The organism is Synechococcus sp. R70.1 (assembly GCF_047461675.1).
Lineage (GTDB): Bacteria > Cyanobacteriota > Cyanobacteriia > Thermostichales > Thermostichaceae > Thermostichus.
On record NZ_JANSHR010000052.1, the window covers coordinates 28,431 to 48,896 of the forward strand.

At 60.7% G+C, this 20,466-nt stretch carries 26 protein-coding genes and 1 tRNA gene; 18 read left to right on the top strand and 9 right to left on the bottom strand.

The window, feature by feature from the left end; all coding sequences use genetic code 11:
• Nucleotides 1–220 precede the first annotated feature (220 nt).
• Complete coding sequence (locus NW807_RS06885; protein ID WP_414394604.1) at nt 221–970, top strand: YebC/PmpR family DNA-binding transcriptional regulator; 750 nt, start codon at nt 221–223, stop codon at nt 968–970.
• A 5-nt stretch (nt 971–975) separates the two neighbouring features.
• Here the strand turns inward: NW807_RS06885 and NW807_RS06890 are convergent, their stop codons facing one another.
• On the bottom strand, nt 976–1,287 hold the full coding sequence (locus NW807_RS06890) for a YbjQ family protein (RefSeq protein ID WP_414425718.1): 312 nt from the start codon (nt 1,285–1,287) through the stop codon (nt 976–978).
• Nucleotides 1,288–1,407: 120 nt separating this feature from the next.
• Between NW807_RS06890 and rbsK the strand changes: the two genes are divergently transcribed.
• Nucleotides 1,408–2,325, top strand: coding sequence for a ribokinase (gene rbsK, locus NW807_RS06895; protein ID WP_414425646.1), 918 nt, complete (start codon nt 1,408–1,410; stop codon nt 2,323–2,325).
• Nucleotides 2,326–2,340: 15 nt separating this feature from the next.
• On the opposite strand, the gene NW807_RS06900 is transcribed toward rbsK, so the two are convergent.
• Complete coding sequence (locus NW807_RS06900) at nt 2,341–3,948, bottom strand: B12-binding domain-containing radical SAM protein (RefSeq protein WP_414425647.1); 1,608 nt, start codon at nt 3,946–3,948, stop codon at nt 2,341–2,343.
• Nucleotides 3,949–3,998: 50 nt separating this feature from the next.
• Nucleotides 3,999–4,604, bottom strand: a complete 606-nt coding sequence (locus NW807_RS06905) for a uracil-DNA glycosylase (protein ID WP_414394814.1) — start codon at nt 4,602–4,604, stop codon at nt 3,999–4,001.
• 263 nt (nt 4,605–4,867) lie between these two features.
• Here NW807_RS06905 and NW807_RS06910 point away from each other — a divergent pair, with 263 nt between their 5' ends.
• The 8 genes from NW807_RS06910 (at nt 4,868) to NW807_RS06945 (ending at nt 10,509) form a co-directional block, all read left to right on the top strand.
• Nucleotides 4,868–6,328: a TldD/PmbA family protein gene (locus NW807_RS06910; RefSeq protein WP_414425648.1), complete on the top strand. Its 1,461-nt coding sequence runs from the start codon at nt 4,868–4,870 to the stop codon at nt 6,326–6,328.
• A gap of 15 nt (nt 6,329–6,343) precedes the next feature.
• Nucleotides 6,344–6,952, top strand: a complete 609-nt coding sequence (locus NW807_RS06915; RefSeq protein ID WP_414425649.1) for an Rpn family recombination-promoting nuclease/putative transposase — start codon at nt 6,344–6,346, stop codon at nt 6,950–6,952.
• Nucleotides 6,953–6,964: 12 nt separating this feature from the next.
• Nucleotides 6,965–7,285, top strand: a complete 321-nt coding sequence (locus NW807_RS06920; RefSeq protein ID WP_414425650.1) for a DUF4351 domain-containing protein — start codon at nt 6,965–6,967, stop codon at nt 7,283–7,285.
• An 18-nt stretch (nt 7,286–7,303) separates the two neighbouring features.
• The gene (locus NW807_RS06925) at nt 7,304–8,644 is read left to right on the top strand and encodes a TldD/PmbA family protein (protein ID WP_414425719.1); all 1,341 of its coding nucleotides are present in this window, start codon (nt 7,304–7,306) and stop codon (nt 8,642–8,644) included.
• A 4-nt stretch (nt 8,645–8,648) separates the two neighbouring features.
• On the top strand, nt 8,649–9,446 hold the full coding sequence (locus NW807_RS06930; protein ID WP_414394615.1) for an MBL fold metallo-hydrolase: 798 nt from the start codon (nt 8,649–8,651) through the stop codon (nt 9,444–9,446).
• Nucleotides 9,443–9,700, top strand: a complete 258-nt coding sequence (locus NW807_RS06935; protein WP_414425651.1) for a DUF2358 domain-containing protein — start codon at nt 9,443–9,445, stop codon at nt 9,698–9,700. Before NW807_RS06930 ends, NW807_RS06935 begins: the two co-directional genes overlap by 4 nt.
• 202 nt (nt 9,701–9,902) lie before the next feature.
• Nucleotides 9,903–9,987, top strand: a tRNA-Ser gene (locus tag NW807_RS06940).
• Between the two features lie 48 nt (nt 9,988–10,035).
• Entirely contained in the window at nt 10,036–10,509 is a 474-nt protein-coding gene (locus NW807_RS06945; RefSeq protein ID WP_414394618.1) for a YbhB/YbcL family Raf kinase inhibitor-like protein, read from the top strand.
• On the opposite strand, the gene NW807_RS06950 is transcribed toward NW807_RS06945, so the two are convergent.
• The 3 genes from NW807_RS06950 to cobU form a co-directional block, all read right to left on the bottom strand.
• Nucleotides 10,485–11,042, bottom strand: a complete 558-nt coding sequence (locus NW807_RS06950) for a hypothetical protein (RefSeq protein ID WP_414425652.1) — start codon at nt 11,040–11,042, stop codon at nt 10,485–10,487. The genes NW807_RS06945 and NW807_RS06950 overlap by 25 nt on opposite strands.
• Nucleotides 11,039–11,527 carry a CRR6 family NdhI maturation factor gene (locus NW807_RS06955; RefSeq protein ID WP_414394621.1) on the bottom strand — a complete coding sequence of 163 codons (489 nt, stop codon included), beginning with the start codon at nt 11,525–11,527 and terminating at the stop codon, nt 11,039–11,041. Before NW807_RS06955 ends, NW807_RS06950 begins: the two co-directional genes overlap by 4 nt.
• A gap of 69 nt (nt 11,528–11,596) precedes the next feature.
• On the bottom strand, nt 11,597–12,160 hold the full coding sequence (gene cobU, locus NW807_RS06960) for a bifunctional adenosylcobinamide kinase/adenosylcobinamide-phosphate guanylyltransferase (RefSeq protein WP_414394623.1): 564 nt from the start codon (nt 12,158–12,160) through the stop codon (nt 11,597–11,599).
• Between the two features lie 132 nt (nt 12,161–12,292).
• Between cobU and NW807_RS06965 the strand changes: the two genes are divergently transcribed.
• The 3 genes from NW807_RS06965 to ubiE are packed head-to-tail and all read left to right on the top strand — an operon-like array spanning nt 12,293 to nt 14,139.
• Nucleotides 12,293–12,565: a hypothetical protein gene (locus NW807_RS06965; protein ID WP_414409899.1), complete on the top strand. Its 273-nt coding sequence runs from the start codon at nt 12,293–12,295 to the stop codon at nt 12,563–12,565.
• Between the two features lie 58 nt (nt 12,566–12,623).
• Complete coding sequence (locus NW807_RS06970) at nt 12,624–13,394, top strand: hypothetical protein (RefSeq protein WP_414425653.1); 771 nt, start codon at nt 12,624–12,626, stop codon at nt 13,392–13,394.
• Nucleotides 13,395–13,425: 31 nt separating this feature from the next.
• Nucleotides 13,426–14,139 (top strand): bifunctional demethylmenaquinone methyltransferase/2-methoxy-6-polyprenyl-1,4-benzoquinol methylase UbiE, encoded by a 714-nt coding sequence (gene ubiE, locus NW807_RS06975; RefSeq protein WP_414425654.1) that lies wholly within the window; start codon nt 13,426–13,428, stop codon nt 14,137–14,139.
• Here ubiE and NW807_RS06980 read toward each other — a convergent pair.
• The 3 genes from NW807_RS06980 to NW807_RS06990 are packed head-to-tail and all read right to left on the bottom strand — an operon-like array spanning nt 14,136 to nt 16,669.
• The gene (locus tag NW807_RS06980; protein ID WP_414425655.1) at nt 14,136–14,888 is read right to left on the bottom strand and encodes an anti-sigma factor domain-containing protein; all 753 of its coding nucleotides are present in this window, start codon (nt 14,886–14,888) and stop codon (nt 14,136–14,138) included. The two genes, ubiE and NW807_RS06980, sit on opposite strands and share 4 nt — an antisense overlap.
• A 17-nt stretch (nt 14,889–14,905) precedes the next feature.
• Nucleotides 14,906–15,508: a sigma-70 family RNA polymerase sigma factor gene (locus tag NW807_RS06985; protein ID WP_414425656.1), complete on the bottom strand. Its 603-nt coding sequence runs from the start codon at nt 15,506–15,508 to the stop codon at nt 14,906–14,908.
• 51 nt (nt 15,509–15,559) lie between these two features.
• Entirely contained in the window at nt 15,560–16,669 is a 1,110-nt protein-coding gene (locus NW807_RS06990) for an HhoA/HhoB/HtrA family serine endopeptidase (protein ID WP_414425720.1), read from the bottom strand.
• Between the two features lie 427 nt (nt 16,670–17,096).
• Between NW807_RS06990 and NW807_RS06995 the strand changes: the two genes are divergently transcribed.
• From NW807_RS06995 to NW807_RS07015, 5 genes are all read left to right on the top strand, one after another.
• Entirely contained in the window at nt 17,097–17,789 is a 693-nt protein-coding gene (locus NW807_RS06995) for a hypothetical protein (protein ID WP_414394634.1), read from the top strand.
• Between the two features lie 144 nt (nt 17,790–17,933).
• Entirely contained in the window at nt 17,934–18,419 is a 486-nt protein-coding gene (locus tag NW807_RS07000; RefSeq protein ID WP_414359834.1) for an allophycocyanin, read from the top strand.
• A 52-nt stretch (nt 18,420–18,471) separates the two neighbouring features.
• Nucleotides 18,472–18,957 (top strand): allophycocyanin subunit beta, encoded by a 486-nt coding sequence (apcB, locus tag NW807_RS07005; protein WP_414394636.1) that lies wholly within the window; start codon nt 18,472–18,474, stop codon nt 18,955–18,957.
• 157 nt (nt 18,958–19,114) lie between these two features.
• Nucleotides 19,115–19,318, top strand: coding sequence for a phycobilisome linker polypeptide (locus NW807_RS07010; RefSeq protein ID WP_011431036.1), 204 nt, complete (start codon nt 19,115–19,117; stop codon nt 19,316–19,318).
• 103 nt (nt 19,319–19,421) lie between these two features.
• The gene (locus NW807_RS07015; protein WP_414425657.1) at nt 19,422–20,429 is read left to right on the top strand and encodes an ABC transporter ATP-binding protein; all 1,008 of its coding nucleotides are present in this window, start codon (nt 19,422–19,424) and stop codon (nt 20,427–20,429) included.
• Nucleotides 20,430–20,466: the final 37 nt, after the last annotated feature.

Below are 20,466 nucleotides of genomic sequence, written 5' to 3' on the forward strand. Positions count from 1 at the left end.
AGCCTGTACCTCCTTTGCCTCCCACGCCAGCTCCTATAGAGACACCAACGCCTACACCTCAAGCAACGCCAGAAGCTCCACCGCCACCAGGGGGTGTAATCGAGCGGCAACCCATCCAGCCTTGACCTGCACCTCTGGGGTTGAGACCTAAGCAAGTGGTGATCTAGGCTTCAAAGTTAGGGGATCCCTTCCCTTAGGTTGCTTGACTGGTGTGCACAGCATGGCAGGACACAGCAAATGGGCCAATATTAAGCGGCAAAAAGCCCGTGTAGATGCCAAAAAGGGCAGCCTATTTACCAAACTTTCCCGGGCCATCATCGTGGCAGCGCGCAACGGCCTGCCCGATCCTGACGCCAACTTTCGGCTGCGCTCGGCCGTGGAGAAAGCCAAAGCGGCAGGCATGCCTGCTGAGACCATCGAGCGGGCCATCGCCAAGGGATCCGGCAACTGGACCGACGACAGCCCCCTGGAGGAAATTCGCTACGAAGGCTACGGCCCTGGGGGGGTAGCTGTCTTGATCGAGGCGATGACCGACAACCGCAACCGCACGGCTGCCGAGGTGCGGGAGGCCTTCAGCAAAGTCGGCGGCAGCCTGGGGGAAAGTGGCTGCGTGAGCTGGCTGTTCCGGCAAAAAGGGGTGATTAGCCTAGAGGGGGTGACAGATCCCGAAGCTCTGCTGCTAGCGGTAGCCGAAGCAGGCGGGGAGGATCTCAAGGTAGAGGGAACCGACGCAGAAGTCTACTGCGATTACACCCTGCTGGAGCAGGTGGCCACCTACCTCAAAAAAGAAGGCTACCAGGTGCAAGAGGCGGCCATCCGCTGGATCCCCTCTACGGAGGTGCATGTGGAGGACCCCGAGACAGCCAAGCTGGTACTGACCCTCATGGAGCGGCTGGACCACTTGGATGATGTGCAAAATGTCTACGCCAACTTTGAGATCGACGAGGCATTGATGGAGAGCCTGGCCTAAAGGTTCTAGCGCAGCTTGACGGCGGTGCCGGCGGCGGTAACGAGGATCATTGTCGTGCTCATGTTGGTATGAATGCTAACGCCTAGGATGCCATTTGCTCCCAAACGTTTGGCCCGCTGCTCCAGCTCTTCCAAAACCTTTTTCTGGGCATTCTCGAGAACTTCTTCATAGGTTCTTGTGCGTCCCCCGATGATGTTGCGGAGGGCAGCAAGGAAGTCCCGTAGAACATTGGTGCCATAAACTACCTCGGCGGTAACAATGCCCAAGTAACGCTCAACCTCTCTACCTTGGAGCACGTCTGTAGTGGTCAGCAGCATGGCTTGTTTCCGCGTCACCCCCTCACAAGCTAGCCAATCCTCTCCAAGGTGGAAAGCTCTCCAACCCAGTGGTGGGAGCTAGAATGAGCTACCTCTAGGGCACCGTTTTTCAGCTAGCCAATGACAGCCCTAGTTCGCGTAGTGGGGAGCTTGAATCTGGACTTGGTGGTGCAGGTGCCACGCCATCCTGGGCCTGGGGAAACGGTGCTGGGATCCGACTACGCCACCTACCCTGGCGGCAAGGGGGCCAACCAAGCGGTGGCAGCGGCACGGGCGGGAGCCCAGGTGGAGATGTGGGGGGCAGTGGGATCTGACAGCTTTGGCCGCCTGCTGAAAGAGAACCTGGAGCAGAACGGCGTCGATACCCACCACCTGCGAGAGCTGGAAGGGCCCAGCGGCATCGCTCTGATCACTGTGGATCCAGCAGGGCAAAACCGGATTGTGGTCAGCCCCGGCGCTAACGGTCGCTACACCCCCGCCCAGCTGCCTCCTTGGACGCCGGCAGCGATGGTTCTGCTGCAACTGGAAATCCCCCTGGCCACGGTGCAGGCGGTGGCAGAGCAAGCCTTTGCCCAAGGGATCCCCATCCTGCTCAATCCAGCCCCTGTGGTGCCCCTGCCGGGATCCCTGTTGCGCCAGGTGCGCTACTTGGTGCTCAACGAAAGCGAAGCCGCTGCTCTGGCCCAGTTGCCGGTGGAGACACCCGCGCAAGCCGAAAAAGTGGCCCAAGCCTTGCAACGGCAGGGGATCCCGACAGTGATCGTCACGTTGGGGGGAGCAGGCTTGGTCTGGGCCGATGGCGGAGAAAGCGGCTACCTGCCGGCCCACCCTGTGGCGGTAGTGGATACCACCGCTGCCGGCGACAGCTTCTGCGGCGCTTTGGCCGCCTGCCTAGCTACTGGCAAACCCCTGAGGGAAGCTCTACGGTTTGCCAATGCCGCTGCGGCTTTGTGCGTAACCCGCCCTGGGGCTCAGCCTAGTTTGCCGCGCCGCGCTGAGATCGAGGCGTTTCTGGCCGCTGCAGGCCCCCATCCTTAAGCACAGCTTCCTGCGCTACACGGAAAAGGCCTCTTGGCGGTGCTGCCGCAGCCGCTCCAGGCTAAGAGGGCCCTCAAGGTGTTGCCAGGGAAGGGGATCCGCCGGATCCCAGTTGCTGTGGACGTAGTAGTCCAAGGGCGGAAGCTTTCCTTTGAGCTCTTTGAAGGCGCGCCGGTAGCTGCCCAGGGAGTCGCCAAACTCCCGCGCCAACTGCAAAACCTGCGCTACTCGTCGATCCCCTCTGGAAATCAGAGCCTGAATGACCGACCAACTATAGCTTTCTGGGCGGAACTCAATCCCCAAGGGACGCAGGTGTTTTTGGTACCACTGCAGCTTTTTCTCCGCCTGGGGATCTACCCCCTGCCACTGAAAGGGAGTATGGGCTTTGGGCACAAAGGTGCTACAGCCCAAGGTCAAGCGCAGGCGGGGAGCCACCTTCTTGAGCTCCTTGAAGAGGGCAACTGTGGCCTCGAGATCGGCCTGGGTCTCTGCCGGGATCCCCACCATGCCATAGAACTTGATCCCCTTCAGGCCGCCGGCCTGGGCGTGGGCTGCCGCCGCCAAGATCTCTTCGTTGGCCAGCTTTTTGTTAATGACCCGGCGCAGCCGCTCCGAGCCGCTCTCGATGGCCACGGTGATGGACTGGCTGCCGCGACGGGAGAGAACTTGCGCCAGGCGAGGCGTGACCGTGCCCGTGCGCACCGAAGCCAGGCTGAGGCGCACCTGCTCAAAACGATCCTGGGCCAGGTACTCCAGCAGCTGCTCAAATTGGGGGTGCTGGGTTACCGAGGCCCCCAAAAGGCCAATCCGCTGGGTCACCTGCAGCCCCCGCTCCACTGCTGGGATCAGATGCCCCTCCACCTCAGCAGCGCGGAAGGGCAGGGTCAGGTAGCTGGCCAGGCAAAAGCGGCACATCTCCGGACAACTGCGCACCACCTCCACCATGTAGATGTTCTCCCAGGCTGCCTTGGGGGTAACCACGGTGGAAACCGAGAGGGTGTTGCCGCGGAAGGTATGCTTGCGGATGGAGCTGGGGATCCCGTCCAGCTTGGGAATGACTTTCTCCACCGGGCCCTCGGGCTCGCGGTAATGCACCTCGTAGAGGCTGGGCACGTAGATCCCCGGTACCTGGGCCAGCGCCTGCAGCTTTTCCGCTCGGGATCCCCGCCGCACCTGGCGGTAGGTCTGGATCATCTGCTCCACCAGCCCTTCCCCGTCTCCCAGCAGGATGAGGTCGAAGAAGGCAGCAAAGGGCTCGGGGTTGGCCGTCAACACCGGGCCACCGCCGAAAACCAAGGGATCCGCTTCCCCCCGCGCCTCGGCCTGGAGGGGGATCCCCTGTCGCTCCAGCAGATCCAGGATATGGACGTAGTCCAGCTCCCAAGACAGGGAAAAGCCCATCAGCTCTGGATCCCGCGGCAGAGGTTCGGCCAGATCTGTAAAGAGGCGGGAGACGACCACATCTTGACGGCTGGCCAGCAGGCTCCAGATGACCTGGTAGCCAAGGCTGGTGATTCCTACTGAGTAAGTGTTGGGAAAGGCATAGATGACCCGCACGGCGTCCGGGTCGGGTGTGGCCGGGGTGAAAAGAAGCTGCTCGAGGGCAAACTCCGAAGGGGTCAAGGCAAGACGGCAAGGAGCTCCTTTCCCAGCTTAGTCGGGTTTTGCAGGATTCACCGCGCTGCGCCGGCAAGCTCCAGGTACTTTTGCTTTACCGCCTGAATATCTTGCCACATCAGCCACTTGGGACTGCCGGGGGTGCGGTCGGGGTTACGCAGCAGATAGGCTGGGTGAAAAATCGGCATGCACCAGCGCCCCTGCCACTGGATCCACTCGCCGCGAATCTTGGTAATGCCCCGCTTATCCCCCAAGAGCGAGCGCACCGAGGTGGCGCCGGTCAACAAAATGATCCAGGGATCCACCAGGCGGATCTGCTCCAACAAGTAGGGCCGGCAGGCGTCCATCTCCTCCTGGGTGGGCACGCGGTTGTTGGGGGGACGGCACTTGACGACATTGCAAATGTAGGTGTCCCGTTCGGAATCTAGCCCCACGGAGGCCAAGATCTTATCGAGCAACTGCCCCGACTTGCCCACGAAGGGCAGCCCTTGCAGATCTTCCTGTTCCCCCGGCCCCTCGCCGATGATGAGAATCCTTGCCTTGGGGTTGCCTCGGTGCACCACCACATGGGTACGGTTGGCCGCCAACTCGCAGCGCTGGCAGACTCGGCAGTGCTGCTCCAGTTGTTCCAGATCCCGATAGGTACCGGGGGGAATGGGCACCTGGGCCGAGAGCGGGATCTGATCCCATTGGGGAAGCGTCTCCGCAGTGGGGGCAGGCGGCTCTAGGGGATCGTCAAACAGGCTGGGCTGAAGCTCCGAGCCTCTTTTCTTGGCAGCCATTGCAAGCTGGGGGGTTCCTTGTGCAGCGATCTTCGGCTGCTCCTTTGCCCTTGTCAAGCTGGGAGGCTCTTTCCCCCAAAAGGCAGCCTTTACGTCTTGTTAAACTGAGGAGATAAAAGCCGGCCCCAGCCCCCTAAGCCTGTATGCTGCTTCTATCCAAAGACCTGCCCAACCTCGACTATCGCCCCACCCTGCAGCGCTTCGGCGAGGACTGGCGGGATCCCCTTTCAACTCTTTTGGGCTGGGGACGGGCTGCCGGCGCCGATTTGGTGGAGATCTTCCTGGAGCGGGTCAACTCCATCAGCTGCCTGGCGGAAGACGACGCCATCACCAGTATCACCCCTCGGCTTTCCACCGGCGCAGGGGTGCGGGTGTTTCGTGGCCTGGCTGACTGCTACGTCAGCACCAACGATCTCTCCTTTGCCGGCCTCAAAGCTGCTCTGGAAAAAGGCCTGCTGCTCATGGGCCTCACCCCCCCTGGTCCTGCCGCTTTGGTCTCTCCTGCCAACTTAGGGCTGCTCCAAGACTACGCCGAGCGCCGCAGCAAAGACGGCTGGCTCAAGGAATGCAGCCCTATTGGCGAAATGGGCGAGATCCTGCTGCGGGCCAACGCAGAGCTGAAGCGGCAAGCTCGCCACGTCCAGTCCCGCCGCACCAACTACTTCCGCGACTGGCAGGAGATCCTGGTGGCCTGCAGCGATGGCACCTTTGTGCGTGACATTCGCCTCACCCAGTCGGTCAGTTCTACCCTGCTCTGCGCCGACGGCGACCACCGGGCTTCGGTTAGTCAACGGGCGGGGGGCACCGGGGATCCCGACTTTTTGCGCCGCTGGGATCTTGTAGCCCACAGCCAGGAGCTGGCAGAGGCTGCCGGCCAGATGCTCTACGCCGACTACGTGGAGTCGGGCACTTACCCCATCGTCATGTCCAACGCCTTTGGCGGCGTGATCTTCCACGAAGCCTGTGGGCATCTCTTGGAAACCACTCAGATCGAGCGCAAAACCACCCCCTTTGCTGACAAAAAAGGCCAGAAAATTGCCCACAAAAACCTCACCGCCTGGGATGAGGGGCTCTCCGAGGGGGCCTTTGGCAGCCTGGATGTGGACGACGAGGGCATGCCGGTTCAGCGCACCCTGCTCATCGAAAAAGGCATTCTGAAGAACTTCCTGGCCGACCGCGCTGGCTCCATGCGCACTGGCCACCCTCGCACCGGCAGCGGTCGCCGCCAGAACTACACCTTTGCCCCCGCCAGCCGCATGCGCAACACCTATATCGCTCCCGGCGATGCCGAACTGGACGATCTTTTTGCTTCTATTGACAAGGGCATCTACTGCAAGCGCATGGGGGGAGGCAGCGTCGGCCCCACGGGACAATTCAACTTTGCCGTTGAAGAAGCCTACCTCATCGACAACGGCAAAATTACCAAGCCGCTCAAGGGGGCTACCCTAATCGGGGAAGCTAAGGACATCCTGACCAAGATCTCCATGTGCTCCAAGGATCTTCGCCTAGCCCCTGGCTTCTGTGGTTCTGTCAGCGGCAACATCTACGTCACCGTGGGTCAGCCCCACATCAAGGTGGACGCCATCACCGTGGGCGGGCGCTAGATCCAGGGATCCCCCATGGCCTACGACAACGTTTGCAAATACCTGGCAGAGCGCTTCCCGGAGCAGTTTGCCGCCTGGCTGGTAAGAGAAGTGGCTGCACCGGTACAGATGCTGCCTACGGAATTGTCAGAGGAGCCCATCCGGGCAGACTCCGTGATTTTGTTGGGGCTTCGGCAGAGCATTTTGCATCTGGAATTTCAAACAGATCCAGATCCTGAAATCCCCTTTCGCATGGCTGACTACCGGCTTCGCCTCTATCGGAAATATCCCCAGCTACCGGTGCGGCAGGTGGTCATTTATCTTCGCAAAACGCGCTCGGAGAGGGTTTTCCAAACCTTTTTCCGCCTAGAAAGGCTCAGCCATGTCGAGGTCATTCGCTTGTGGGAATGCAACTTGCCGGCCGGAGCCGTTCGCGTGAGCGGTGCGGAGCACATTCGCGTGAGCGGTGCGGAGCACGTTTGGCAAGCCCTGCTCCCTTTTCGCGTCTTGAGTCAGGTGGAGGATCCGGCAGAAACCTTGCGGGGAGTGGTCAGTGAGCTAGAGCGCTTGCCAGACCTCAACGAGCGACGGGAACTGGCAGCGGCAACAGCCGTTTTGGCAGGACTAGCATTGGATCGGTGCTGAATTCGACAAATCATGAGGTCTTTGGATATGAGGGAGTCGGTGATCTACCAAGAGTGGCGGGCAGAAGCTCTGCGCGAGGGCCTAGAAGCAGGGCGCAAAGAAGGTCTGCAACTGGGCCTGCAACAAGGACTGCAACAAGGATTGCAACAGGGATTGCAGCATGGAGAAGCAACGCTGGTTTTGCGGCTTTTGCGGCGGAAGCTGGGATCCCTTGACCCGGCTCTGGAAAACAGGATTTGGACTTTGCCAACGTCGCAACTGGAGGCGCTGGGGGAAGCGCTGCTGGATTTCAACAGCGTGGAGGACTTGACCGCCTGGCTGGCCCGTCGGTAGGGGAGAGAAGGAGTGGCGATACTGCAAGTTGAGGCCTTGGCCGAACGGGTGCAAAGCTGTGCCCAACGTTTGGGGATCCCCCAGTTTGATCTCTACGGGGCTCAAGTGGACGAAACCAGCGTGCAGGTGGATCACGGGGAACCTCGCCAGGTCCAGGCTTCCCACCGCTGCAGCGTAACGGTGCGGGCCTGGAACGACCAGGGTCAGGTGGGGGTGACCTCCACCACCGATGTCGATGAGGCGGGGCTGGAACTGGCTCTGCAGATGGCCTTTGAAGCCAGCCACTTCGGTGTGCGGGAACATGCGCCCCAATTTAGCCCAGAGGCCAAGCTGCCCATTCTCCAGCCCTGCAACGACAAAAGGCCCCTGGCGCTGGCTAGCGAGCTCCTAGAGCAACTGGTGGCTGCTGAGAAGGCTTTGCTGGGATCCCATCCCGCCATCCAAGGGGTACCCTACAACGGCTTGGCCCAGCGACAGATCGACCGCTTTTACCTCAACAGCGACCAAGCCCTGCGCCAAGAGGGCCACACCCTGGCCTCAATTTTTCTCTACGGGAAAGCAGAACAAGAGGGCCGCAAACCCCGCAGCGCCGGCGCCATGCGGGTGGCTCGCAGCCTGGAGGAGCTGGATATTCAAGGTTGCACCAAAGAAGCTGCCGAGAAACTCATCAGCCACCTGGAGTACGAGCGGATCCCTTCGGGGAAATACACGGTGGTTTTTTCTGGGGAAGCTTTTCTAAGCCTCTTGGGAGCTTTCTCCAATCTCTTCAACGCCCAGAACATCCTCGACAACCAAAGCCTTTCCACCCCCGACTCGCTGGGCAAGCAGATTGCCTCACCTCTCCTATCGGTGTGTGATGACGCTCTCCACCCAACCAACGTAGGCGCAATTAGCTTTGACGGCGAAGGCACCCCCACCCGCCGGGTTCCCCTCATCACCAACGGTGTCCTAACCCACTTCTTGCACAGCGCCGGCACTGCCAAACGTCTGGGGGCCCAGCCCACCGGCCATGCCAACATCGGCGCCAAAGTGACGGTTGCCGCCCACTACTATCACGTGTTTGCTGGCGCACCGCCGGAGAGCACCTATGACTTGGCCACGGCTGAGAACGTGGTCTGGATTGACGAGTTGCAGGCCCTCCATGCTGGAGTTAAGCCTCTACAGGGATCCTTCTCCCTGCCCTTTCAGGGCTGGTGGGTGCGCCAGGGAGAGCGCATCAGCATCGAGGCGGCCACAGTAGCCGGGGACTTTCTGGAGCTGTTGAAGTCGATTTTCTACGTCGAGCCGGAGCCACAGGTCACTCCTGCTGGCCTGTGTCCCCGCATTTGGGTAGCTGACCTCTCCATCACCGGCCAGTAGCTCCATGAAACTCACCCGCCTCGACCTTAACAGTTGGCTCGTCCAGACCCAGAGGCAGACCTTCCTCCTGGATCCGTGGCTGGTGGATCCTTTGGTCTTCTTTGGCCTGCCCTGGTTCCTCCGCCTGGAGCACCGCCAGCCGCCCCCCTTTACCCCGGAGACTCTGCCCAAAATTGACGGGATCCTCCTCAGCCAGGGCCAGCCGGATCACTGCCACCCGCCTACCCTGCAAAGGTTGGACAAGCAGATCCCGGTTTTGGCTTCACCGGCTGCAGCTAGGGTAGTGAAGCGTCTGGGATTTGCAGCGGTTCAAGCTCTGGATCCCTGGCAGGGGGTGCAGTGGGGGGATCTGCGCATCACAGCAGTTCCCGGCGCGCCTTTGGGGCCGGTGCGGGAGCTGGGCTTTTTGCTGGAAGAGCTATCCACCCAGACGCGGCTTTACTATGAGCCTCATCTTTCCCAACCCGATGTCCGCCCGCGGCTGCAGCAGGAGTTTTCTCCCATCCACACTCTGTTGATTCCGGTGGTGGGGCAAATCTTTCCCCTCTTGGGCGAGGTCATCATGGGGCCGGAGCGAGCCCTGCAGGTGGTGGCAGCCCTGCGCCCGCAGCAGGTGATCCCGACGGCGATGGGAGAGGTGAACTACCAGGGCTGGTTGGCCGCCCAGATCCGCCCTCTGGGGAGCCTAGAGGAGTTTCGGGAAAAGCTGGGATCCCTGAACGCTGCCACCGGCCGATCAATCCGACTATGCTGCCCTGCTCCTGGGGAAACGGTGTCTCTTTCTGTTGCGGCCAAGGCATGAGCATTCCTTCCCAAGCCCCGCCTGGCCCTGATCTGGTGGCTATTTGGCGGGCAGATTACGCTCGCTTTCCCAAAAATCAAACTTACTCAATTTACGATCCCCAAGTTTACTTCCGGGATCCCCTCAACGAGTTTTGCGGCCTGGATCGCTATCGAGCCATGATCGACAGCCTGGGGCGGTGGCTGCAAGATATCCATCTCGAGCTGCACGACATCCAACCGGTCGGCGCTATATCAGCACCGAGTGGACGCTAAGGGGATCCCTGTCTTTTTTGCCCTGGCGTCCCCGCCTGTGCATCCCTGACTAGACAGCAATGCAACTCAACGCCACCCTCAATCCCTAGCGCTGCTCTCGCTGGCAGGTACTGCTGCAAGCTTTAGAGGGCGGGGAGTTTCTTTGCTAGAATTAGAGAGCTCACTTTTCGGCGCTGCTGAAAAGTAGTTGCATAGGTGCACTGGAGAGATGGCCGAGTGGTCGAAGGCGCAGCACTGGAAATGCTGTGTGGGGCAACTCACCGTGGGTTCGAATCCCACTCTCTCCGTCACAGAATCGTTTCCCTAGCTGCTGAGGTTTCCTGAGCTCGGGTCGTATGACTTTGCAGCTTGTTAGCTCCGCTTTTGCCCCCTCAGAACCCATCCCCTCCCGCTACACCTGTGAAGGAGACGACCTTTCTCCCCCCTTGAGTTGGTCGGGGGCACCTGCAGGAACCCAAAGCTTTGCCCTGATCATGGATGACCCAGACGCCCCCAGAGGCACCTTTGTCCATTGGGTAGTCTACAACTTGCCTGCCAGGGTCACGAGTCTGCCAGAAGGGATCCGCTCCGACAGCGATCTCCCCCAAGGGGCCGTCCACGGGCAAAACAGTTGGGGTCGGAACACTTATGGTGGCCCTTGCCCTCCCAGCGGCACCCACCGCTACTTCTTCACCCTCTACGCCCTGGACAGGCAGCTAGCCTTAGCTCCAGGAGCCACCAAAGAGGCCTTGCTACGGGCCATGGAAGGCCACATCCTCGCCCAGGCGCAGCTGATGGGCACCTATCAAAGGAGGGGAAGCTCGGGGTAGGCCCCCCATCCCTGCGTAGATCTTAGACTGAGGAGATCCCACAGCTCTTCTCTCCACACCACCGAGCCAGCCACTGCTTTTCTACCCAAAACGGGGATCCCTACCTGGGCCGGCAACTGCCAGACCAAGGCAGGCGCTAGTTGGGAGGAGAGGGCTGGTGCCGCTTCCAGAAGCACCCACCCTAGGCACTCGGCCTTGGTTTGCCGCAGCAAAGCTGCAAAGGCGGCTGCTTGGCTAAGGGCAGCTTCTTCAGGCAGCGTCAGAAGTACCCTGAACCCCCACGCAGCAGCTAGGTCAGCCCAGGTTTGGCCAGGCCCCAGAGGGTCGGCAAGGCTTCCGGGCACCACCAGCAGCGGGGCCTTCTCTCCCTCCCAAGCAACCATCTGCCGCCAGAGGGTTCTAAGCTGGGCTTCAGAAGGGCTGGGATCCACCTCGAGCAGGCCCCAAGGGGCTTGCACCGCCTGCTGCCAGGCCTCTGCCACTCCTGGCGCTGCCCGACTTCCAGGCCAGGTGTCTGCCACCATCACTCTCATGGCTCCCCTGTCTCAGCTTCCCAGAGGCTTAGAAACTCGGGTTGCACCTCAAAGCCAAACACCAAGGCCATGTCGCGCAGCATCGAGACCGATCCCAGTTTCTGCTGCTTAAACCAGCGCATCAGCACAAAAATCTTCTGGTAGACGAAGATCTCCAATGCCTCCGGGTTGTAGACGATCCCTTCGCGCGGGTTGAATTGGTGAGGCACCAGCATGGCGGCGTAACGGGCCAGCTCACCACTGCGCCAGTCGAGAAAGTAGGGCATCCAGGGGTAAACCGTGTCCCAGCGGATGAACCACAGGCGCACTTCTGGGATCTCCGAGAGCTCGCGCGGATCGTCGGGGCTGCGCGGCCAATCGATGGCGCACTGAACCTGCTGAGCGGCGCCAACGGGATCCGCCATCAAGGTTTTCACCAACTCATGGCCCGGCGTTAAATCCAGGGTTTGAATGGCTTTGGCCGGCAAGTAGAAGGTAATCGGCACGACGACAAGCAGTTACCTTAACGCCTTGAATCCTGGTCAGGGCTGTGGATAGCATCAACCCCTTGCAGCTTATCTCAGCTCTGGGCTATTCACCCCTGCCAGCGGGATCCCTAGCCGAGTTAGGTCGAGGACAAAGCCTGCCGCCACCAGGAACACCTGGTCTGCCAGCGGGGCCAGCTTCTGGGTGAGCTCCCCCATCCGATCGCGAAACTGACGCCCCAACGGATAGGCAGGCACCACCCCCCAGCCTACTTCTTCGGAAACCAGGATCACTTTTCCTCGGCAGCCTTGCAACGCTCTCAAGAAGGATTGCGCCAAGGGATCCCATTCCCCAGGCGAGCAGTCCAAGCTCTGGGCCACCCAGCCCCCCAGCGAATCCACTAGGGCACAGCAGGGCTGAGGTAGCTGCTGCAGTTCGGCGCCCAGGTCAGGCCCCGTTTCCCAGGTTTGCCAGGTGGGAGGACGCCGCTGCCGATGCTGTCGAACCCGCTCCGCCCACTCCGGGTCAGCCTCAGGATCCGGCTTAGGCCCCGTGGCCAGGTAGAAGACCGGCAGTCCGGAAGCGGCAGCTAGGCTCTCCGCCAGCCGACTTTTGCCGCAGCGGGCAGGGCCGCAGATAAGTACAATCGCCATCAGGCAGGAGGAGGGAAGTCCATTGCCTTAGCTTAGCGGTTGAAAACCCCTGCGCGGAGCTCGGGCACATTCTCTGGATCTGTGAGTTTGGAGCTAGGATAAAGCTCAATTAGGAGCAGTTTTACAAGAGGCATGACGGATCCCAAGCCAGCATCTTCCCCTGGCCAAAATGCTGCTTCAGCTGCCTCGCCAACCTTTCCTCCCCTTTGGCTGAGCCTGGCGTTGGGGATCACCACTGCGCCGGTTTTGTTGGGCTTGGTCTTGGCGGATCGGGCGGGGAAGTGGCTGGGATCTCTGAACTGGGAGGATCCGGGCTGGTGGTTGGGGGAACGGCTGCCCAACCTCGACAGCGCCTCTCTCGGCTGCCAGGCGCAAGAGCACCCTGATTCTGAGCCGGTGAAGTAGCTGGCCTGCTGCCTGCATATCATAGGTAGAACAGGTTCCTAGCAGGAGTGAGCAGTCTTTGCGGAGATCGCTTAGGCCAGCCCGAGATTTCACCTCCAGCTTCTTGGGAGAGGTGGGTTGGCTAGTGGCTTTTTTCTTTACGGCAGTGGTGAGCGGCTGCGTGGGTTACCTCTTCGGCCAACGTGCTCTCTCGGGGGTCTCCTCCCCGGTTGCCGAAACCAGCACTTCTTCTGCCTCGCGGGTCATTCGCGATCCCCGCACTGTGCCCCTCCTCAACGAGGCGGAGGTGATCGCAGCAGCGGAAGCCCTTCTTCGCCCGCCTCCCCCTCCTACTCCGCTTTTCACACCCCCACCCGTAGCCATTGCCCCTCCTACCCCCACTCCTCCACGCCGCTTGTCTCCCGAGTTGGCCTCGGCTCCCTCTCCCTTGTCTACCCCGCAGCCTGTTTCCCCCTCTCCGCCGCCGCGTCCTTCGCCACCACCTCCGCCTCTCCAAGTGGCTGCCAGCGGGCAGGTGGCCATGCAGGTGCTCTCCGTGCGTCGCGAGGGAGGGCAGGTGGTTTTAAACGTTGCCCTACAAAACAATTCGCCGGAAACGGTGCGCTTTCTCTACAGCTTCCTCAACGTTACCGACGACAACGGCCGGCCAATCGACGCTCTCATTGAAGGCCTGCCTGGAGAGCTGCCTCCCAACAGCCAAGTTTTCCAGGGAACGATCCGCATCCCTGCTTCCACCTTGGCTAGCTCCCGCTCATTGTCTTTGAGCCTAGCGGATTATCCCAGCCGCCGCCACCAAGTTGGGGTCAGCGGGATCCCTGTGCCACCCTAGCCTCTTCTTCTGCCCGTGGAGTTGAGAACCGGTGCCCAGCCCAGCCTTTGAGCGCCCTGAGCAAATCCGGGAGCTCTTTGACCGCATTGCTCCTCACTACGACGCCCTTAACCAAACTCTAAGCCTGGGGCTACATCAGGTTTGGAAGCGCATGGCCGTACGCTGGTCGGGTGCGGCTGCGGGGGAGCGGGTGTTGGATCTCTGCTGTGGCACTGGCGACCTGGCCCTGCAACTGGCCCGGAGAGTGGGACGAGGCGGACAGGTGGTGGGACTGGATTTCTCCCCAGCCATGCTGGCCATTGCCCAGCGCCGGGCCCGGCAATTGTTCCCCGACTACTCCCTGGAGTGGGTCTTGGGCGATGCTCTGGCCTTGCCTTTTCCGGATGGCAGCTTTGACGCCATTACGATGGGCTACGGCCTGCGCAACGTAACCGACATTCCTCAGGCCCTGCGGGAGATTTGCCGGGTGCTCAAACCTGGCCGCCGCGCTGCCATTTTGGATTTCCATCGCCCCAGGGGGATCCCTTTCCTGGAGAGCTTTCAGCGCTGGTACCTCAACAGCTGGGTTGTGGCCCAGGCCAAAGCCTTGGGATTGGCAGCCGAATATGCCTACATTGACCCCAGCTTGGATCGCTTTCCCTCCGGAGAACAACAGCAGCAAATGGCCTTGCAGGTGGGATTTTCTGCTGCCAAGTTCTATCCTCTCGCCGGCGGCATGATGGGGGTGCTGCTGGTGGCCCGCTAGTCTTCCACCACCCTAGCGCTGAGGAGAACCCTGCTGCCAAGTTCTGGCAGGGCAGGGGCGGCCGTAACCAGCACTTCTTGGACGCGCGCCTCCTCGGAGGGGGGTTGCGGCAGGCGCAAGGCAACAATGGCACTGCCCTGGGCATCTACTTGAAAGCTGCCGCAGTAGAGCATCTCCTCAGTGTCCAGCTTGAGCCAAAGGTGGTAGCGCTCCCCTTCAGGCAAAGAGGGCAGATCCCTTGCTGCCAAAACCACCGCCTGCCACTCCCCCGGGCGAAACAGCAAGTTAGCTGACCCTGCCTCCCCTTGCAAGGTAACTAGGCGAGATCCCGGCTGTTGGAGCAACTGGGCCAGCGCCTGCCCCGCTTCTAGGGGAGCTGGCTGCGGGGTCTGCCGTAGCCGCCAGTTATCGAAAGCCAGCAACAGCAGGGCCACTGCCCCTAGGCCCCTCAACCAGCGCTTTTTGAGGCGAGCCAGCCCTAGAGAGGGCAAGGCTGGCTGGGGGGGGATGGGCGGGGCGCCCGCTTCTGCCATCACCTGGCTTCGCACGCTGGCCGACGGGATCACCCCCGGCAGCCCATAGGGCAACAGATGCAGGGCTTCTTGGAGGGCTTGCAATTCTGCCGCTAGCTGGGGCTCTTGAGCCAAGCGCGCCTCTAGGGCCCTTGCCTGCTCGGGTGGCAAGATCCCCAGCAGATAATCGGCTAGGATTTCTTCTCCCAGCTCAGAGGAACATGTAGACATGGCCATCCCAAAGCCCCGCCGCCTTACTGGTCAAGCAGAGGCCGCAGGGATCTCCGCAACTTGCAGAGGGCTTGGCGAGAGCGGGCTTGGACGGTTGCCAGGGGCATCCCCAGCTCCTGGGCAATGTCTGCCGCGCTTAGGCCTCGATAGTAGAGTAACTCCAGCAGCTGGCGCTGGCTTTCCGACAGCTGACTGAGAGCCTCCTGAACGGGCTGCCGCCGCTCTTCGACGGAGAGCTGCTCAAAGGGGGCTGGGGATCTATGGCTGGCAATCAGCAGAGGCTGCCAGGGTTTCCCGAGGCGGCGCTGGCTGCCTCGAGAGCGCAGACGCTCAAGGGCCTGCGCCCGGGTCAACCTACACAGAAGACTGTTGATGGATCCCTGCCTTGGATCGTGGCTGGGCTTCCGCCAGAGAAGGGCAAACACCTCCTGAGTCAGATCCTCCGCCTCAGTCATACAGCCCAGGATCTGGAGGGCCAGGCCATAGACCAAGCTGGCGTAGCGATCATAAAGAGCCGCTAGAGCAGCAGGCTGCCCCGCTTTGAGGCCTTCCATTAGCTCCAAATCGGTGCAGGCTGGCCAATTCCTCACCCGCTTGCGCCAGAGGAAACCGAGCTGCTTGTCCATCATTTGCCCCCCTGCCGCCGAAGTTGACAAGCAGTACGCCTAGGCCTCCGCCTAGCTGCGCTTCGGGGTTGGGAAAGATCCGGTGACCGCCTGGATCTTTTGCCGCCGCCCACCGCGCTCAATCTCCAGCTCCAGCTTGCTGCCTACCTCCATTCGCTCCACCTCTTGCTGCACCTGGTCGGCAGTGGTTACAGGGCGGCCATTGATGGAGAGAATGATGTCGCCAGCGCGCAGCCCGGCCCGCTCGGCTGGGGATCCCTGAACAACCTCGCCGATGAGCACCCCCCGATCCACCGTTACGAAAATGCGGCTGTTGGGATCCTGGTTGAGGCGTTCCTTCAGCTCAGGAGTGAGGGTAAGCATGCGGATGCCCAAGTAGGGGTGATCCACCCTGCCCCGGGCAATCAACTGCTTGGCCACCCGCTGGGCTGTCTCAATAGGGATGGCAAAGCCCAGCCCCTGCGCTCCCTGGATGATAGCGGTATTGACCCCAATCACTTCCCCTTGGGCGTTGAGCAGCGGACCGCCAGAGTTGCCGGGGTTAATGGCTGCATCGGTCTGGATGAAAGACACCCGCTTGTCGGGCACGCGGATCTCGCTGCTGGAACGGCCCAAGGCACTGATGATCCCAGCGGTTACCGTGTTGTCTAGCCCTAGCGGGTTGCCAATGGCAATGGCCCACTGGCCCGGCTCGAGAAGCTCAGAGCGGCCCAGCTTCACCGTTGGCAGGTTTTGGGCGTCAATCTTCACCACAGCAATGTCCGTAACTGGATCCGTGCCAATGACCTTGCCCTCAAAGCTACGGCTATCTTTCAGCGTCACCGTTACTTTGTCAGATCCCTCCACCACGTGGGCATTGGTGATGATCTGGCCGTCCGGGCTAATGATAAAGCCGGAGCCGGTGCCTTGCTGTCGCCGCTGTCGCGGCAGGGGAGGGATCACCTGGCCAAAGAACTCGCGGAAAAACGGGTCGCTAAAGAACTCCTCTGGGAAAGCCCCAGGAACGTTCACTGTCCGCTCCGCGTCGATGCGCACTACTGCCGGCCCCACCTTCTGGGCCACCTCGGCAATAAAGTTTAGGTTTAGGTTCGGCTGGGGCGGAGTTGCCGTCGTCTGAGCCAATACCCCCTTGCCTCCCACCAGAGCTGCCCCCAGACCCATGCCCAAGAGCACCAGCAGCACTGACAAGAGAAGAGACCTTAGCCCCGAGACAGCCCAAGGCCGCAAAAAGGGAAAGCCTCTTTCCCCCTGCGACAAACAGTGCGGTTGGGTAGAAGTGCCTGAACTGGGAGAGGGTTGCTCTGGCGTGGAGGGGCTGCGCTTCATGGCCACAGGAAAAGGGTGTAAGCCCTACCTGAAGGGAGAAACCTAGGGCTAATCTAGCACGGACAGCAGAGTTCCCAAAGCGGCGACAGCAGCGCTTTTCCGCACTTCTATTAAGGCCAAAGAGCAGCAGAATCTACTGGTTTGGGGTAGTCCACCCCACTTTTGGACGGGGTTTGATGGAGGGGGAATGCCAAAGTAGCTCTTGCCCTTGGCTTTGGCCAGCTTGCCGCTAACGTAGAAGTGGAGCTCAGGGATTGAGACCATGACCAATCTAGCCCGTCGCCTGTTGGTCCCTCTAGTGGGGGGGATGCTCTGGCTACCGGTGGCTACGCCGGTTCTGGCGCAGAGGGATCCCTTGCCACCTCCGCCCCGTGGCGAGGGATGGCGGCCTGTAAATCCAGGGACAGGCGGAAACGGCTTTGGCCAGCCCTTTCAACTGCGAGCCACGCTGCTGTTGCGCTCCGGAGACTTGATCCAAGCGGTGCATCGCTCTGCTGAGCCCCTTTTCTTGGCCCCTGGCGAAACTCGCACCGTCAGGCTCACTCTGGAAACCCCCCTGCGGGATATCTACGGCAACACGGTTGTTCCGGCAGGAGCCCTCCTAGAAGGCCAATTCCAGCCAGTAAGCGGCGGCGCCCAGTTTGTCTCGCGAGCTTTGATTTTCAATGGCCGATCCTACCCCCTCTATGCGCAAAGCCAGGTGGTCCCGCTGCGCAAGGATCCCCGTCACACCTCCGCGGAAGCAATTGTCCAAGATGCCCTGATTGGGGCAGCCGCAGGGGCTCTCTTGGGGGGCCTTTTGGGCGACCGGGTGATCTCAACCGAGAAAGTGCTGGGCGGAGCAGCCGCAGGGGCGGTGATTGGCAATGTAACAGCGCCAGAAGTGGCGGTGATTGAGGCCAACGCCAGCCTGACCTTGAGGGTTACGCAAGACTTTCAACCCTATCTGCCCTAGCGGCAAAGGGAGAGCTCCTTTCCTGGGAAAGATTTTAAGAAGTGTGAAGATCTAAGATGGCAGACGGCAGGCATATCGGAAAATAGCATGCGGGTATGCCTGCCATACTCCTTTTTTAAAAAAGCGACTTGAGGATGGATATCCATGAGCGTTATCACGAAGTCGATTGTGAATGCGGATGCGGAGGCCCGCTACCTCAGCCCGGGAGAACTGGATCGGATTAAGTCCTTTGTTACCTCGGGGGAGAAGCGGCTGCGCATCGCTCAAGTCTTGACGGAGTCGCGCGAGCGCATCGTTAAGCAAGCAGCTGATCAGCTCTTCCAGAAGCGTCCCGACATTGTCTCTCCAGGGGGCAACGCCTATGGGGAGGAAATGACGGCAACTTGCCTGCGGGACATGGACTACTACCTGCGCCTGATTACCTACGGGATCGTTGCCGGCGACGTTACCCCGATTGAAGAGATCGGCTTGGTGGGTGTGCGGGAGATGTACAACTCTCTGGGCACGCCCCTCCCGGCAGTGGCGGAGAGCATCCGCCTCATGAAGCAGGTAGCCATGGGTCTTTTGTCTCCCGAGGACGCGGCTGAAGCGGCCTACTACTTCGACTTTGTCGCGGGAGCCATGAGCTAGGCTCTTTTTCGACTGCCCTCTGTTTAAGGTTGTTTGATTTAGGAAGCTCATCATGCAAGACGCCATTACTGCTGTTATCAACAGCTACGATGTCCAAGGCAAGTACCTCGACAGCTCGGCCATGGACAAGCTAAGGGCTTTCTTCGCCACGGGCGAGCTGCGGGTGCGAGCGGCTGCCACTATTGCCGCCAACGCTTCCAACATCATTAAGGAGGCTGCTGCCAAGGCCCTGCTCTACTCCGATCTCACCCGCCCTGGTGGCAACATGTACACCACTCGTCGCTATGCTGCTTGCATTCGCGACATGGACTACTACCTGCGTTATGCCACCTATGCGATGTTGGCGGGGGATCCCTCCATCCTCGACGAGCGGGTGCTCAACGGCCTCAAAGAAACCTACAACTCGCTGGGGGTGCCAATTGGGGCAACGATTCAGGCCATCCAAGCTATGAAAGAAGTAACCGCTGCTTTGGTGGGCCCTGAAGCCGGCAAAGAAATGGGTGTGTACTTCGACTACATCTGCTCTGGTCTCAGCTAACTGCCAGCCTCGTGGCCTTGGCGTGAAGTTCATCTAACAAGCACGACAGGCGACTTGCCCCAGGGATCTGGTGTGCTAACTAAGGTACGCGAGCTTTCTGAGGTGGGTCGCCTGTGTTGCTGGTCAAGTTAATCCTTGCCAGGGGGGATCCTCCACCATGCGCATGTTTAAGATCACCGCCTGTGTGCCTAGCCAAACCCGAATTCGCACCCAACGGGAGCTGCAGAATACCTACTTTACCAAGTTGGTGCCCTACGACAACTGGTTCCGCGAGCAGCAGCGCATTCAGAAGTCGGGTGGCCGCATCTTGAAAGTAGAGCTCGTTGCCGGCAAGCCAGGAATAGACGTGGGGCTGCTGTAGTGCCCTTGCCCATCTGCGGTGGCCTCCTTGCCAGATCTGGCAGACTCAGCTTCAGGGAACTTGGCTCTGGGGTTGGGGAGGCCAGGCTGGCTATTTTGTGGGGATGAGGTTGACGGAGCGGGAGCCGGTCATTACTGTTAACAACCTGAGCAAGGTTTACCCCGTAGCCATCAAGGAGCCGGGGGTAGTGGGTACCTTACGCCACTTTTTTCGCCGCACCTATCGCTACATCCCGGCGGTGCAATCCCTGAGCTTTCAAATTCAAGCGGGGGAGGTGGTAGGCTTTCTAGGGCCGAACGGGGCTGGCAAGACCACCACCCTTAAAATGCTGACGGGTCTCATCTACCCCTCCAGTGGCACGGTACAGGTGGTTGGTCATTTGCCCTACCGGCGCGAGCCAGCTTTTTTGCGGCAGATTACCCTGGTGATGGGGCAAAAGCAGCAGCTCCTCTGGGATCTACCGGCGATGGACTCCTTGCGCATTAACGCCGCTGTTTACGAGATCCCGGAGAAAGTGTTTCAGGAGCGGGTGGAGGAGTTGGCGGAGCTGCTCAACCTGAAGGACAAGCTAAAGCAGCCGGTGCGCAAGCTTTCCCTAGGGGAGCGGATGAAGGCAGAGCTGCTGGCGGCCCTGCTCCACCGCCCGCAGGTTTTGTTTTTGGACGAGCCCACCTTGGGGTTGGATATCAACGCCCAGGCTGCGGTGCGGCAATTTCTGCGCGACTACAACCGCCGCTATGGGGCAACAGTGCTCCTGACCAGCCACTACATGGCCGATATTACCGCCCTCTGTGAGCGGGTGTTGGTGATTAGCGGCGGGCAGCTTATCTACGATGGCGGCCTGGAAGAGCTGCGGCAGCGCTTTGCCCCCTACCGAGAGGTAAAGCTGGAATTGGCCCACCCCTGTCCCCTGGCGCAACTGCAGTCCTATGGCGAGCTGCGCAGCGAGGGGGATCCCGGCAGCAGCTGCGAGGTGCGGCTGTGGGTACGGCGGGAACACCTCACCCAGACGGTAGCCAGGCTCCTGGCGGAGCTGGAGGTGTTGGACTTGGCGGTAACCGATCCGCCCCTTGAAGAGGTCATCGGGCGAGTGTTTGCCGGAGAGATCTAGGCCGCTCCCCCGCCAACTCCTCTTCCTCTTGGGGAGG

Bases quoted from the DNA above. Each gene is read 5' to 3' on its own strand.
- NW807_RS06885 (WP_414394604.1), top strand. From the start codon at position 221: ATGGCAGGACACAGCAAATGGGCCAATATTAAGCGGCAAAAAGCCCGT.
- NW807_RS06890 (WP_414425718.1), bottom strand. From the start codon at position 1,287: ATGCTGCTGACCACTACAGACGTGCTCCAAGGTAGAGAGGTTGAGCGT.
- rbsK (WP_414425646.1), top strand. From the start codon at position 1,408: ATGACAGCCCTAGTTCGCGTAGTGGGGAGCTTGAATCTGGACTTGGTG.
- NW807_RS06910 (WP_414425648.1), top strand. From the start codon at position 4,868: ATGCTGCTTCTATCCAAAGACCTGCCCAACCTCGACTATCGCCCCACC.
- NW807_RS06915 (WP_414425649.1), top strand. From the start codon at position 6,344: ATGGCCTACGACAACGTTTGCAAATACCTGGCAGAGCGCTTCCCGGAG.
- NW807_RS06920 (WP_414425650.1), top strand. From the start codon at position 6,965: ATGAGGTCTTTGGATATGAGGGAGTCGGTGATCTACCAAGAGTGGCGG.
- NW807_RS06930 (WP_414394615.1), top strand. From the start codon at position 8,649: ATGAAACTCACCCGCCTCGACCTTAACAGTTGGCTCGTCCAGACCCAG.
- NW807_RS06935 (WP_414425651.1), top strand. From the start codon at position 9,443: ATGAGCATTCCTTCCCAAGCCCCGCCTGGCCCTGATCTGGTGGCTATT.
- NW807_RS06945 (WP_414394618.1), top strand. From the start codon at position 10,036: ATGACTTTGCAGCTTGTTAGCTCCGCTTTTGCCCCCTCAGAACCCATC.
- NW807_RS06950 (WP_414425652.1), bottom strand. From the start codon at position 11,042: ATGAGAGTGATGGTGGCAGACACCTGGCCTGGAAGTCGGGCAGCGCCA.
- cobU (WP_414394623.1), bottom strand. From the start codon at position 12,160: ATGGCGATTGTACTTATCTGCGGCCCTGCCCGCTGCGGCAAAAGTCGG.
- NW807_RS06965 (WP_414409899.1), top strand. From the start codon at position 12,293: ATGACGGATCCCAAGCCAGCATCTTCCCCTGGCCAAAATGCTGCTTCA.
- NW807_RS06980 (WP_414425655.1), bottom strand. From the start codon at position 14,888: ATGGCCATGTCTACATGTTCCTCTGAGCTGGGAGAAGAAATCCTAGCC.
- NW807_RS06985 (WP_414425656.1), bottom strand. From the start codon at position 15,508: ATGGACAAGCAGCTCGGTTTCCTCTGGCGCAAGCGGGTGAGGAATTGG.
- NW807_RS06990 (WP_414425720.1), bottom strand. From the start codon at position 16,669: ATGGGTCTGGGGGCAGCTCTGGTGGGAGGCAAGGGGGTATTGGCTCAG.
- NW807_RS06995 (WP_414394634.1), top strand. From the start codon at position 17,097: ATGACCAATCTAGCCCGTCGCCTGTTGGTCCCTCTAGTGGGGGGGATG.
- NW807_RS07000 (WP_414359834.1), top strand. From the start codon at position 17,934: ATGAGCGTTATCACGAAGTCGATTGTGAATGCGGATGCGGAGGCCCGC.
- apcB (WP_414394636.1), top strand. From the start codon at position 18,472: ATGCAAGACGCCATTACTGCTGTTATCAACAGCTACGATGTCCAAGGC.
- NW807_RS07010 (WP_011431036.1), top strand. From the start codon at position 19,115: ATGCGCATGTTTAAGATCACCGCCTGTGTGCCTAGCCAAACCCGAATT.
- NW807_RS07015 (WP_414425657.1), top strand. From the start codon at position 19,422: ATGAGGTTGACGGAGCGGGAGCCGGTCATTACTGTTAACAACCTGAGC.